Genomic DNA, 13,443 nt, shown 5'->3' with positions numbered 1-13,443 from the left:
TCACCGCTCACATCTCAAATCTCACGTCTATTTTCGTTATTTTTGCAACGCATTGAAAAAGAAAACATGAACTTTAAAATAGCCTCAGAATTTAAACCTACCGGAGATCAACCCCAAGCGATAAAAGCCCTTGTGGATGGTCTGAATTCCGAAGAAAAACATCAAACCCTTTTGGGGGTAACGGGTTCTGGAAAAACTTTTACTATGGCAAATGTTGTGGATAAAGTTCAGAAGCCAACCATAGTTTTGGCGCACAACAAAACCCTTGCCGCTCAGCTCTATACTGAGTTTAAAAATTTATTTCCGGAAAATGCCGTGGAGTATTTTGTATCTTATTACGACTATTATCAGCCCGAAGCATTTATACCCAGCAGCGGCACGTATATTGAAAAAGATCTTTCAATAAATGAAGAAATTGAAAAAATGCGATTGAGTACAACTTCTGCCTTGCTTTCTGGTAGGAGGGACGTTCTTGTGGTTTCATCGGTTTCGTGTTTGTACGGTATCGGAAACCCAGTGGAGTTTCAAAAAAACGTAATTAGTTTAGAAAAGGATCAAGTTATTTCGCGTACAAAACTGCTGCATCGCTTGGTGCAAAGTCTTTACTCCCGAACCGAAGCAGAGTTTAATCATGGTAACTTTCGCATAAAAGGAGATACTGTTGATGTTTTTCCAGGGTATGCCGATAATGCATTTAGAATTCACTTTTTTGGAGATGAAATTGAAGAAATCGAAGTTTTTGATCCTAAAAATAACGATATTATAGATAAATATGACCGGTTAAATATTTATCCAGCAAATATGTTTGTAACCTCGCCAGATGTTCTGCAAGGTGCTATCAAGAATATTCAGGACGATTTGGTATTGCAGTTGGACTATTTTAAGGAAATAGGGAAGCATTTGGAGGCAAAACGTTTGGAGGAACGTACTAACTTTGATCTTGAAATGATCCGTGAACTCGGTTACTGTAGCGGGATTGAAAACTATTCGCGCTATCTGGATCAACGTCTTCCAGGAACACGGCCCTTCTGCCTTTTAGATTATTTTCCGAAGGACTATTTAATGGTGGTAGATGAAAGTCATGTCTCTATTCCGCAGGTTAGTGCCATGTATGGCGGCGACCGTTCCAGAAAGGAAAACTTGGTAGAATACGGCTTCCGTTTACCGGCCGCAATGGATAACCGTCCCTTAAAGTTTGAAGAATTTGAAGCCTTACAGAACCAAGTGGTTTATGTTAGTGCGACTCCTGCCGATTATGAACTGGAAAAGAGTGGTGGCGTTTATGTAGAACAGATTATTCGTCCTACTGGTTTGCTGGATCCACCAATTGAGGTACGCCCCAGTTTAAATCAAATAGACGATTTGTTGGAGGAAATTCAACTTCGAATTGAAAAAGACGAACGAGTTTTAGTGACTACCCTGACCAAGAGAATGGCTGAGGAACTAACAAAGTACCTTATACGTGTGCAGATCCGTACGCGCTACATACACAGTGATGTTGACACCTTAGAGCGTGTAGAAATTATGCAAGATCTGCGGTTGGGGCTTTTTGATGTGTTGGTGGGCGTAAACTTATTGCGAGAAGGTTTAGATTTGCCCGAAGTTTCCTTGGTTGCCATTCTTGATGCCGACAAAGAAGGATTTTTAAGAAGTAATCGTTCGTTGACCCAAACTGTGGGGCGGGCGGCAAGAAACCTCAATGGGAAAGCAATAATGTATGCCGATAAAATTACAAAGAGTATGCAGGCAACCATTGATGGAACCGAATACCGCAGACAAAAACAGATTGCGTACAATGAAAAGCATGGTATTACACCAACAGCTATTAAGAAATCATTTGAAAACTCATTGACGAAATCAAAACAGGCTGCCTATACTTTTGAAACTGCGGAAAGTCTGGCTGCGGAATCTGAAGTAGAATATCTTACCAAACCGCAGATTGAAAAGAAAATTCGCGATACCCGAAAAGCGATGGAGAAAGCGGCTAAAGAACTTGACTTTATGATGGCTGCCAAGCTAAGGGACAAGATAAAATCGTATCAGAAGCAATTGGAAACGGTTTGATAATTATTTGTTTTTAGGAAACAAGAAACAAGAAACAAGAAACAAGAAATCTGAATTTTATAATGTCGTTAACGACTTTCATAACTCCTATTTTATATCTTACGTTTTCTATGGCTACAGCACAGAACTATGATTTTAAGAACAAAATAATCCCAGAAAGTATAAAGGCAGAAACCTTAGATGCCCTATCATATTACCCCGAACTGGCCGAAACTGAAATTGAGTTTAAGTTTAAGGATAATATTAAAAAATCAACCATGCAGGCACAACCACGTTTTGCAAGTTTCTTTAAACGCAAGGAAAACCGGGAGTATGTAATTTTAATAAGTAGAAAGATCCAAATTGAGGGCGAACGATTTACTATGGATGATATTCCTTCAGACGTAAAGGTTGGTTGGATTGGCCATGAATTAGGCCATGTAATAGATTACAGTCATAGAACCAATATGGGGATGCTTATTTATGGTATAAAGTATCTTTTTTCTTCTGCCCATATCAAGGAAGTGGAGCGCGCGGCCGATACCTATGCCATTGCTCACGGCATGGGAGATTATATTTTAAAGACCAAAAACTTTATTTTGGATAACGCTAATCTTTCCGAAAAATACAAGGAGCGAATCCGTAAACTCTACATTTCGCCAGAGGAAGTAATGGAGCTTATTAACAAAAATAAAGTACACAAGGAACCGGAAATTGTAGGCAACGATAATGAGCGTTAGGCATTTTGTTGCGACCTTACAAACTCTTCCCACTCGGTGAATTTCTCTTCAGTCATAACCTTTTCCATCTTAACCTGTCCGCCTTTCTTTTTATTTTTCGCGTTCCAATCGTGAAATATATCTGGGTTTATAGTTGTAACTCTTACACCTTTCAGCGCTTTTGAACGTGCCACAGCATAATTTTTATTTGCTTCCTTTAGGGCTTCATCCAAAGCATCTGCAATTTTTTCAGAATTCATTTGAGTATCAGATCCTAAATACCAATGATGGTAAAATTCGTCATCTATTTTTACTGCTGCGAGTGTAAATTCTGGAATTTTTATATCAAATTTCTTCTCCATTTCGCGTAAGGCAACTTCCATTTTATTCACCGAAAGCTGCGAACCAACAACGTTTAAAAAGAACTTGGTACGCCCCGTAATTTTAATTTCGGCCCTTTCTACATCAGTAAAGGCAATGGTATCGCCAATTAAATAGCGCCAGGCTCCAGATACGGTACTAATTAGTAGTACATACTCTGTATCTGCTTCTATTTCATCAAGGCTTAGGGCAGGAGCTTCCTGTGATAGTGATCCGTCTTCATTGATATATTCAGGTTTAAACGGTACAAATTCAAAATAAATACCGTTGTCTGTAACCAATTTCATGGCGGTGGTCTCGGGTCTATTTTGAAATGCCAAAAACCCTTCCGAAGCCAAATAGGTGTCAATTATAGTAATGGGGTGGGCAAGAAGTTGGTTAAAGCTTTTTTCATACGGTTGAAAGGCTACTCCGCCAGTGGTGAAAACCTGTAAGTTTGGCCAAACGTCATGGATGTTCTTGACCTTGTGGTGCTCAATTACTTTTTTAAGCATGAGCTCCATCCAAGACGGAATTCCGCTTAAAGCGCCAATATCCCATTCTAGCGCGCGTTTTGCAATGTTATCTACTTTTTCGTCCCAATCTTCCATTAGGGCAATTTCTTGGCCTGGTTTATAAAAACCGCGAAACCAAAAGGGAATGTTGCTCGCACTTATCCCACTTATTTCGCCTTCTAAAAACTGATCTTGTTCCTCTAGGTTTGTACTGCTGCCGAGCATCATGATTTCCTTTTCAAAAAAATCTGACGGCACATCAAAATTGGCAAGAGCGCCCACTTGTTTAATTCCTGTGGTGCGAATAGCCTCAATCATTTCTTTGGTAACCGGTATTCTTTTTGAGCTTTTACCAGTAGTGCCGCTACTACGTGCAAAATAGGTAGGGCAACCGGGCCAAGCAATGTCTTCAAGGCCTTCCTGTGTTTTTTTCCACCATTCGGCTTCCATTTCATGATAGTCAAAATACGGAAGTTGTTCGGCAAAGGTTTTTTTAATATCCTTGCTTTTTAAAATTTTTTCAAAACCGTAATATTTACCAAATGCCGTGTCTTTTGCCTTCTCTAATAGATTTTTCAACACATTTTTTTGGGATTCTACGGGAGATTCCTCTGATACGATAGCGCCGCGAAGGTCGATAGCGGTTTTAATAATTGAGCCCAGTATAGCCATGTATTCTTAAAATTTTTATGAAACTACGATTTTTGATATTTACAGAAAGTATGTTTAAATCAATTTTAACCTTTTTGATTTCAAAGGCGTAACAGTATCTTTACAAAAAAAGATTATGCACCATCCAGATTCCGTTAGAATAAATAAAGCGATTAGCGACAGTGGGTTCTGCTCCCGCCGCGAAGCCGATACTATCATTGAAAAAGGACGTGTTACCATAAATGGAAAGCTAAGTACGCTTGGCGATAGGGTGATGCCCAATGATGAGGTGCGTGTGGATGGAAAACTTATTGAGGAAAATGACAACCTGGTTTATATAATGCTGAATAAACCAGTTGGCATTACCTGTACTACCGATACCCGTTTTGATGATAACGTAGTAGATTTTGTTGGCCACTCAGAACGTATTTTTCCCGTAGGAAGGTTGGATAAACCCAGTGATGGCTTGCTTTTACTAACAAATGATGGCGATATAGTCAACAAAATTCTTCGTGCCGGAAACGCACATGAAAAAGAGTATGTTGTAAAAGTGGATAGGCACGTTACCGATGAATTTATAAAACGAATGGGGTCTGGGATTCCAATTTTAGATACTGTTACCAAGCGATGCAAAGTGGAGCGAATAAGCCGTTTTGAATTCAGAATATTTTTGGTTCAGGGTTTAAATAGACAAATTCGTAGAATGTGTGAATATCTGGGATACGAAGTGGTAGCACTACAGCGAATTAGAATAATGAATTTGGAGTTAGGAGATTTGCCTTTAGGAAAGTGGCGCGATCTTACTGCTGAAGAGTTAAAAACATTAAAAGATTCGGTCAAGGACAGTGATGGCCAACCAAAGGCTTATCCTGAAAAGAACCGCCAAAAAGTTAAAGAAGTTAAGCCAGAAGTTAAAAGACGAGCAGAACGAAAGCAGAAAAGGCAACAAAAAAGTACAGGAGGGCGCCGAAGAAGAGGCCCGAGTTAATGGCATGAAAAAACCGCGCACCGATTGAGTAGCACGCGGTTATTTTCAACTAACTAACCAAATTAAATTTCAATTATGAAATCTCAACCATTCTCTTTAAAGCTTTCTTTTCTTCCATTTTTGGAAGCGTAATCCGAAGGACTCCTTCGTTGTAACTAGCTTGAATGTCTTCTGAATTAATATTCTCAGGAAGATTGAAGCTGCGTTCAAAGCTCTTATAATTAAATTCCCTTTTTAGAAATTGAGTTTTTTCGTTCGCTGTGTCTGTTTCATCTTTTTCTACTTCTTTTGAAGCGATTGTAAGCGTATCTTCCTCAACTTCAATAGAGAAGTCTTCTTTTTTTAATCCTGGCACTGCCAATTCAAGCACAAAATTCGGCAAATTTTCAATGATATTTACCGCTGGGATGCTAAATGTTTCATAATTGTTTAATGCATCTAATCGGTTTTCAGAAAATAGGTTTTCTAAAAGTTCGGGTAACCAAACACTATTTTTATTAACTGTTTTCATAACTATATATTGTTTTATTTTTTATTAATTTCATTTCTTCAAAGGCAATAACAATTCCATTGCCTAAAACAAGACAATTTGACTGTGTTTTCTTTTAAAGACTGTCTTTTTGACGTATATATAGTTCTTATGAAGCATTTTTTGATCCGCATTGCAACATTTTTCCGAACCATTACAAGTAAAATCGCATTTTACCCTAGTTTGATTGCCACGGGAGGATTCTTCCTTGCTCTTGGAATGATATTTTTAGAAAAGCAAGGGGTGTCTAGAAGTATATTAAAAGTGTTCCCGATGTTGATGATAGAGGATGGTGATACGGCTTTAAACGTGCTGAGTACATGTATAGGTGGGCTTATTTCTATGATGGTTTTTAGTTTTTCTATGGTAATGTTGTTGTTGAGTCAGGCTTCTAGTAATTTTTCGCCGCGCTTGCTGCCGGGTTTAATTTCTAATAAGCGGCATCAAATTATTTTAGGTGTTTTTTTAGGGACAATTGTTTACAATATTTTTACGCTATTTTCGGTAGATTCCAGTGAGGAGAAATACACATTACCTGGTTTTTCAATTCTTTTGGGTGTTGCCCTTACAATTGTGTGTCTTTCGGCTTTTATATTCTTTATCCATAATATCTCCCAGAGCATTCAGATAAATAATATTATGGACGGAATTTATGATTCGGCTATCACGCGATTAAATGAAGTTATTAAGGCCGAGAATAAAGACACCGCGATGCCGGTTCCATACTTTCCAGAAACTTCAGATTGGCACGAGTACTCGTCGACTAAAACGGGATATTTTCAAAATCTTTCTATCACTAATATAACCGATGTTTGTGAAAAGAATGATGTTCGCGTTTATATAAGCGTTGCTAAAGGTTTGTTTGTTTTAAAAAATAACACCATGCTAAAAGCTGATAAACCGCTAGATGAAAAAGTTGTAAATGAAATATTTTCAAACATCAACTTTGCTCGTGGGGAGTATATTCGCGATAATTACACCTTGGCATTTAAGCAAATTACCGAAATTGCTGTAAAAGCAATGTCTCCGGGAATAAATGATCCGGGTACTGCAATTAACGCAATAGATTACTTAACCGAACTCTTCGCCTTAAGAATGCAAAAAAACGACACAGGAATTATTACCAAGAAGGGGAAGACCTATGTAAAAGTAGCAATTATTAAGTTTCAGGAACTGGCCTATAACGTGATGGCATCCTTGCGCACCTATTGCAAACACGATCCTATTGTTATGCAAAAACTTATAGGGATGCTTACCTATTTAAAACACCAAAATGCAGTTGATGATTCTTACAAAACGACAATCAATAACGAATTGCATGTTTTGGTTGATAATATGGATTTTGACTCTGATAAAGATGGAGAGAAGCTCAAAAGCTTGACCGAAACAGAAAATGAGCAATAAAAAAAGCCCTTCAAAAATGAATTTGAAAGGCTTTTAAAAATCTTATTTATGTGATTAAGAAAGTACTTCCTTAACTTTATCTGCAGCTTCTTGGAACTCAATAGCACTCTGTACGTCAAGTCCGCTACTGTCTATCAATTCCTTTGCAATATCTGCATTGGTTCCTTGCAAGCGAACAATGATTGGCACCTCAATGTTCCCCATGTTTTTATAGGCATCAATAATACCTTGGGCTACGCGGTCGCAACGTACAATACCTCCAAAAATGTTTACTAAGATTGCCTTTACATTAGGGTCTTTTAAAATTAATTGGAAAGCTGCCTCAACACGTTCGGCATCTGCGGTTCCACCCACGTCAAGGAAGTTTGCGGGTTCACCACCTGCTTGTTTAATAAGGTCCATTGTTGCCATTGCAAGTCCGGCGCCATTAACCATACATCCAACGTTTCCGTCTAGATCTACATAGTTAAGGCCTTTTTCCATTGCTTCAACTTCTACAGGGTTTTCTTCTCGCTTATCGCGCATTTCCATGTAATCCTTATGGCGGTAAAGTGCATTATCGTCAAGGCTTACTTTTGCATCAACAGCGATTATTTTGTCATCACTAGTTTTTAAAACTGGATTAATTTCAAAAAGAGAAGAATCAGATTCACTGTAAGCGGTGTAAAGAGCGGTAACAAATTTTGTCATTTGCTTAAAAGCTTTTCCACTTAAGCCTAGGTTAAAAGCTACTCTTCTTGCTTGAAAGCCCAAAAGGCCTACTGCAGGGTCAACTTCTTCAGTAAATATTAAATGTGGTGTTTCTTCGGCAACGGTTTCAATATCCATTCCCCCTTCGGTAGAGTACATAATCATGTTTCTTCCGTTTGAGCGGTTTAAAAGTACGCTCATATAGTATTCTTCGGGTTCGTTATCACCTGGGTAATAAACATCTTCGGCAACAAGTACTTGGTTTACTCTTTTACCTTCAGCAGAGGTTTGTGGCGTAACAAGATCCATTCCTATAATGTTTCCGGCAATATCCTCAACTTCCTGAATGTTTTTTGCAAGCTTTACTCCACCGCCTTTTCCACGGCCTCCAGCATGAACTTGGGCTTTAATCACGTGCCAGCTCGTTCCGGTTTCTTCGGTAAGTTTTTTAGCGGCTTCCACTGCCTCTTTTGGAGTGGTGGCCACGATTCCGCGCTGGATTTCAACGCCAAAACTGTTTAAAATTTCTTTTCCTTGATATTCGTGTAAATTCATAGTAGCGGTTTTGAACCTTCCTGTTTGGCAGGCAGGCTTGTTTATGGATTGCAAAAATAACAAATGTTACAAGAATGCGCTAATGTTTTTTAAGGCATTCCATTCACTTTTTTAAAATGAAACAGGAATACAAGAAACGGTTTTCTTGAGAATGTAAATTGAAGTGTTCTTGATGATAAGAAATACAGGCCAATTATTTCTATCTGAAAATTGTGGCAAGGCAAAAAGATGTACTGTAATGAGGTAAATGAAAAACTTATTAGGTTCAAAATGTGTATGTTTATAAAGTTGAAGGTCTCGCTAATTTCCTGCAATGCTCAATTAATAAATGAAGCGTTGAAAAGAGAGGATTTCGCAAGCCTAGTGCCCACAGCTGTACGGGATTTTTTGGCTGGGTTTATCCTGAACGGAGACGAAGGGCCTTTTTATCAATGAAATCAAAGATTCACGAACTCCAATTTTATTATTTAAAAGAGTGAGTAAAAAAAATGAATAGGTTAATATTTTAGGGCAGGATTGACACCTAACTCTTTAATTTTTAAAATTAAAGCAGTATAAATAGGCTTAGTGTTGAAATTTATAATATCTTTGCCACTTATATTAATTATTTTATTTAAATACAATGAACAAAGGAACAGTAAAATTCTTCAACGACACCAAAGGTTTTGGTTTTATCACTGAAGAAGGAACCAACAAAGAACATTTTGTACACATCTCAGGTCTTATCGATGAAATTCGTGAAGGTGATGAAGTAGAATTTGATCTTCAAGAAGGTAAAAAAGGATTGAACGCGGTTAACGTAAAAGTACTTTAATACACACAATTTTTTTAAGCAAAAGCCTCCCAAACGGGAGGCTTTTTTTATGGAATATACTTGTTAAACTTAACAATCTTTAAAAATAATTGATCGCAAATTGAAGAATGACACGATAATAGGTTAAATTTATGCAACTAATAAAATCTAATCTATATGAAAAACAATACTTTATTCTTTTTGATATTTTGTTTTATGACATTTCATGTGTCTTCGCAAAATATTAATCCCGAAAAAGAAAAGGAAAAGAAACGCTTGGCTACCAAGCCTTCCTCAGTTTCCCTTCAAGAACTTTTAGCGCAAAAAAATGATGCGTATGTAGTTACCGATGAAAACGTAAGCACAATTAGCGGCGTTCGGAATATTTATTTAAGACAAGCTATTAATGGACTAGGCGTTCTTGGAACCGAGTCTAGTATTCACTTTGATAATTCAGGTGCTGTTTTGGCAGAGCATAATAAGTTTCTTGCCGATATAAAAACCACTTTAAAAAGTAGCGCCCAAGGAATTTCTGCGCGGCAAGCAATAACTTCCGTAGCCAACCAAATGGGCTATTCTGTCTCTAATCTACAGGAAAAGGAAAACCATGGCGGTAAAAGTAAAAGTGTACTTTTTAATAAAGCCAACATTTCTTCAGAAAACATTCCTGTTAAATTAATGTATTACTACCAAGAAGGTGTTGGAACGGAACTGATTTGGGAACTTTCAATTGCAGAGGTTAATTCTTCAGATTGGTGGAACTTTCGCGTAAATGCAGCAACAGGGCAAATAATCGATAAAATCAATTGGACGGTTTCCTGTAACATTATGGACGATCATAACGATCATTTTCATTCTAATACCTCAGAGCCAGCACCTTTTATTGGGCCTATGCCAAAGCCCATAAATTATGGTTTAGCCAGTGGTTCATTAACAGCTCCACCAGTGGCAAAATACAGGGTGTTCGCTATGCCGGTTGAAAATCCGAATTACGGTACCAGAACCTTAGTAACAAGTCCTGAAAATTTGAATGCCTCTCCTTACGGATGGCATGACACCAATGGAATGGACGGTGCCGAGTACACCAATACGCGTGGTAATAACACTGATGCGTATGACGATGACAACGCAAATGACAATCCAGATGGAAAGTTTGCATTTAGCCCAGGAGGAAACTTAGTTTTTGATTTTCCGTTAAACTTGAATTACAGCTACGGCGACCAATCTGAGGATGCCGCAGTTACAAATCTTTTTTATTGGACCAATATTATTCACGATGTAACCTATCAATACGGTTTTGATGAGGCTAGCGGAAACTTTCAATACAATAACTACGGAAAAGGTGGTGCAGGAAATGACCCGGTAAATGCTGAAGCTCAAGATGGATCTGGAACTTGTAACGCTAACTTTGGAACTCCTGCCGATGGTTCTAGGCCAAGAATGCAAATGTATGTTTGCGACAGCCGGGACGGCGATTTGGACAATAGTGTTATAATTCACGAATACGGTCATGGTATTTCCAACCGTTTAACAGGTGGTCCATCCTCTACATTCTGCCTACAAAACCAAGAACAAATGGGTGAAGGTTGGAGTGATTTTTATGGCTTAATGCTAACTATGGAGCCAGGAGATACTGGCTCAGATTATAGAGGAGTTGGAACGTGGCTTATAGGAGAAGGCCCTGGCGGTCCGGGAATTCGAGTTCATCCGTATAGTACCGACTTTGGAATTAACCCACATACTTACGATGGCATTAAATCGGCTATTGCTCCGCATGGTGTTGGAGAAATTTGGGCAACTATGTTGTGGGAAATGACTTGGGAAATAATGGCAACAGAGCCTTATGATTCAGATATTTACAACGGAACAGGTGGTAATAATGTAGCCTTGGCTCTAGTTACAGAAGGCTTAAAGTTACAGCCTTGTAGTCCTGGTTTTATAGATGGTCGTGATGCTATTTTAGCAGCAGACCAAGCTTTGTATGGAGGTGCACATGTTTGCGCCATTTGGGAAGCATTTGCAAGAAGAGGCTTAGGTTATAGTGCCAGTCAAGGATCTTCAGGAAGTAAAAGTGATGGTACGGAAGCTTTTGACTTACCACCATCTTTTTCAAGCTTAGATGTTGTTGATGAGGTATGTCTTGCTGGTGGCGTTCAAACAGGACTTTCAGGAGGAAATCCTGCAGGTGGTGTTTATAGCGGTCCGGGTGTAACCGATGATGGCAATGGTTCTACTTTCACTTTTGATCCAAGCGTCGGAGGCGAAGGTTTAGTGACCGTTACTTATGAGGTAAACGATTTCTGTACTGGAGCACCAGCTACCTTAACAGATGATATTAACGTAACCAACAATCCACCGGAAATTATATGTGTAGGTTCGGGTGTTCTTGCAATGAACGGATCAGAGTCAAGTACTGATGGAGGTTCTATTCCTGATGGAAATTCATCGGGTCTTACAGTAACAATGGATGTAACAGAAAATGTATCTATTACTGATCTAGATGTAAATGTTGATATAGCGCATACTTGGGTTGGGGATATTTCAGTTACTATAAAATCCCCCAGCGGAACAACCGCTACAATAATTGATAGGCCTGGACGAGTTACATTTGGGTTTGGTTGCTCAGGAAATGATATAGATGCTACATTAGATGATGAAGCCGCTACACCGGTGGAGGATGAATGTGGTAGTTCAGAACCTACAATTGACGGTTCCTTTATTCCTAATAACCCACTTTCAGTATTTGATGGCGAAAACACAGCAGGAACTTGGGAGCTGAAAGTTGTTGATAATGCCGGCGGAGATTCAGGAAGCTTAAACGGCTGGGGTATAGATTATGACTATGAAATAACTGCGCCAGTATTAGATGTTGTTCTAGATAGCAACGGAAACGCTACAGTTAATGCTGAAGATCTACTTTATAGTGGTTCAGTTGATTGTGGAGACTATACCGTATTGGCTGGAAGTCCGTTAGATACAACTGTGAGTTTTACTTGTGCCGATGTTGGTAGCAATACTGTTGCTGTTCAAGCTACAAATGATGCAGGTGCTTCCGCTTTGTGTTCCGCTATTGTTAATGTAATTGGCAACGGCACTGGAGGTACACTAGAATGTCCTGATGATATTACCCAAGATAATGATCCGGGAGTATGTGGAGCAGAAGTGTCATTTACCGTAGATTCTCCAGTAGGCTGTAGTGGCGGAACTTTGACCCAAACCGCAGGATTAGATAGTGGCAGTGTATTCCCAATAGGAACTACCACAAACACTTTTGAATATGACGACGGTGTAAACCCTGTACAAACTTGTTCATTTGATGTTACTGTGAATGATACAGAACTACCAGTTGCTGTTTGCCAAGATTTAACCATCCAACTAGACGCTTCAGGAAATGCTTCTATCACTGCAGCAGATGTAGAAAATGGAAGTAGCGATAATTGTGGAATTGACTCTATGAGTATCGATACAACTTCCTTTACCTGTGCAGATATTGGGGCAAACAATGTTACCTTAACTGTTGTAGATGAAAATGGAAATTCAAGTACTTGTGTAGCTGTGGTTACAGTAGAAGATGCTGTTTTGCCGGAGATTACGTGTCCTTCAGATCAGAGTCAGGATCCAGGCGCTGGTAATTCATACATTGTTCCAGATTACTTTGGAACAGGAGAGGCATCTGCCACAGATAACTGTACTGATCCAATTACTACAACAACCCAAGATCCTGCTCCGGGTACTTCGCTTACAGATGGAACTTATACCGTTACATTAACAGCAGAAGATGAATCTGGAAATTCAGCTACCTGTAGTTTTGAGCTTACGGTAGATACCACTGCAGGAGTAGGGGATAACGCAGACATTGGAAGTATTAAAATGTTTCCAAACCCAGCTAAAGACAAAGTGATGATCACGAATCCGCAGCATCTTTCGCTTAATAACCTGAGTATTTTTGACTTAAGAGGAAGACTCATAAAAACTGTTGATATGCGTAATATGGGAATGGAAAAATCCATTGACGTATCTAAATTGGCTTCTTCTATCTACTTTGTATTAATTCAAGGAAAAGATGGTCAGCTAACCAAAAAGCTTATTAAAGAATAAGCATAGGTCTCAATTAATAAGAAAAGCCCTTCCAGATGAAAATGGAGGGGCTTTTTTATTAGCTATTAAAATGTAAAAGATTTAAACAGTATTACTTT

9 protein-coding genes are annotated in these 13,443 nt (G+C 38.7%); 6 read left to right on the top strand and 3 right to left on the bottom strand.

Translation table 11 applies throughout. The features are described from left to right. The first annotated feature begins 66 nt into the window (after positions 1-66). Together uvrB and QPK98_RS06895 are read left to right on the top strand one after the other, a co-directional pair. A complete protein-coding gene (uvrB, locus tag QPK98_RS06900; protein WP_310992375.1) occupies positions 67-2,064 on the top strand; it encodes an excinuclease ABC subunit UvrB in 1,998 nt (665 codons plus the stop codon). Between the two features lie 110 nt (positions 2,065-2,174). After that, the gene (locus QPK98_RS06895; protein WP_310992374.1) at positions 2,175-2,783 is read left to right on the top strand and encodes a hypothetical protein; all 609 of its coding nucleotides are present in this window, start codon (positions 2,175-2,177) and stop codon (positions 2,781-2,783) included. On the opposite strand, the gene QPK98_RS06890 is transcribed toward QPK98_RS06895, so the two are convergent. After that, the gene (locus QPK98_RS06890; RefSeq protein WP_310992373.1) at positions 2,780-4,309 is read right to left on the bottom strand and encodes a GH3 family acyl-acid amido synthetase; all 1,530 of its coding nucleotides are present in this window, start codon (positions 4,307-4,309) and stop codon (positions 2,780-2,782) included. The genes QPK98_RS06895 and QPK98_RS06890 overlap by 4 nt on opposite strands. A 115-nt stretch (positions 4,310-4,424) precedes the next feature. Between QPK98_RS06890 and rluF the strand changes: the two genes are divergently transcribed. Continuing rightward, positions 4,425-5,276, top strand: a complete 852-nt coding sequence (rluF, locus tag QPK98_RS06885; protein ID WP_310992372.1) for a 23S rRNA pseudouridine(2604) synthase RluF — start codon at positions 4,425-4,427, stop codon at positions 5,274-5,276. A gap of 73 nt (positions 5,277-5,349) precedes the next feature. On the opposite strand, the gene QPK98_RS06880 is transcribed toward rluF, so the two are convergent. Next, positions 5,350-5,787 (bottom strand): Hsp20/alpha crystallin family protein, encoded by a 438-nt coding sequence (locus QPK98_RS06880; RefSeq protein WP_310992371.1) that lies wholly within the window; start codon positions 5,785-5,787, stop codon positions 5,350-5,352. Between the two features lie 129 nt (positions 5,788-5,916). Between QPK98_RS06880 and QPK98_RS06875 the strand changes: the two genes are divergently transcribed. Further along, complete coding sequence (locus QPK98_RS06875; RefSeq protein WP_310992370.1) at positions 5,917-7,209, top strand: DUF2254 domain-containing protein; 1,293 nt, start codon at positions 5,917-5,919, stop codon at positions 7,207-7,209. A gap of 54 nt (positions 7,210-7,263) precedes the next feature. Here QPK98_RS06875 and sucC read toward each other — a convergent pair whose 3' ends face one another. Further along, the gene (sucC, locus tag QPK98_RS06870; protein WP_310992369.1) at positions 7,264-8,454 is read right to left on the bottom strand and encodes an ADP-forming succinate--CoA ligase subunit beta; all 1,191 of its coding nucleotides are present in this window, start codon (positions 8,452-8,454) and stop codon (positions 7,264-7,266) included. Positions 8,455-9,076: 622 nt separating this feature from the next. Between sucC and QPK98_RS06865 the strand changes: the two genes are divergently transcribed. Both QPK98_RS06865 and QPK98_RS06860 read left to right on the top strand, forming a co-directional pair. Further along, entirely contained in the window at positions 9,077-9,268 is a 192-nt protein-coding gene (locus QPK98_RS06865; RefSeq protein WP_310992368.1) for a cold-shock protein, read from the top strand. A 156-nt stretch (positions 9,269-9,424) separates the two neighbouring features. Further along, complete coding sequence (locus tag QPK98_RS06860; RefSeq protein ID WP_310992367.1) at positions 9,425-13,345, top strand: M36 family metallopeptidase; 3,921 nt, start codon at positions 9,425-9,427, stop codon at positions 13,343-13,345. The last annotated feature ends 98 nt before the right edge of the window (positions 13,346-13,443 follow it).

This window comes from Aequorivita marina, assembly GCF_031631895.2.
GTDB lineage: Bacteria > Bacteroidota > Bacteroidia > Flavobacteriales > Flavobacteriaceae > Aequorivita > Aequorivita marina.
This window is presented reverse-complemented; position numbering and strand designations above follow the sequence as displayed.

Coding starts and splice junctions, on each gene's coding strand:
- sucC (WP_310992369.1), bottom strand. CDS start 8,454: ATGAATTTACACGAATATCAAGGAAAAGAAATTTTAAACAGTTTTGGC.
- QPK98_RS06860 (WP_310992367.1), top strand. CDS start 9,425: ATGAAAAACAATACTTTATTCTTTTTGATATTTTGTTTTATGACATTT.
- rluF (WP_310992372.1), top strand. CDS start 4,425: ATGCACCATCCAGATTCCGTTAGAATAAATAAAGCGATTAGCGACAGT.
- QPK98_RS06880 (WP_310992371.1), bottom strand. CDS start 5,787: ATGAAAACAGTTAATAAAAATAGTGTTTGGTTACCCGAACTTTTAGAA.
- QPK98_RS06875 (WP_310992370.1), top strand. CDS start 5,917: ATGAAGCATTTTTTGATCCGCATTGCAACATTTTTCCGAACCATTACA.
- QPK98_RS06895 (WP_310992374.1), top strand. CDS start 2,175: ATGGCTACAGCACAGAACTATGATTTTAAGAACAAAATAATCCCAGAA.
- QPK98_RS06865 (WP_310992368.1), top strand. CDS start 9,077: ATGAACAAAGGAACAGTAAAATTCTTCAACGACACCAAAGGTTTTGGT.
- uvrB (WP_310992375.1), top strand. CDS start 67: ATGAACTTTAAAATAGCCTCAGAATTTAAACCTACCGGAGATCAACCC.
- QPK98_RS06890 (WP_310992373.1), bottom strand. CDS start 4,309: ATGGCTATACTGGGCTCAATTATTAAAACCGCTATCGACCTTCGCGGC.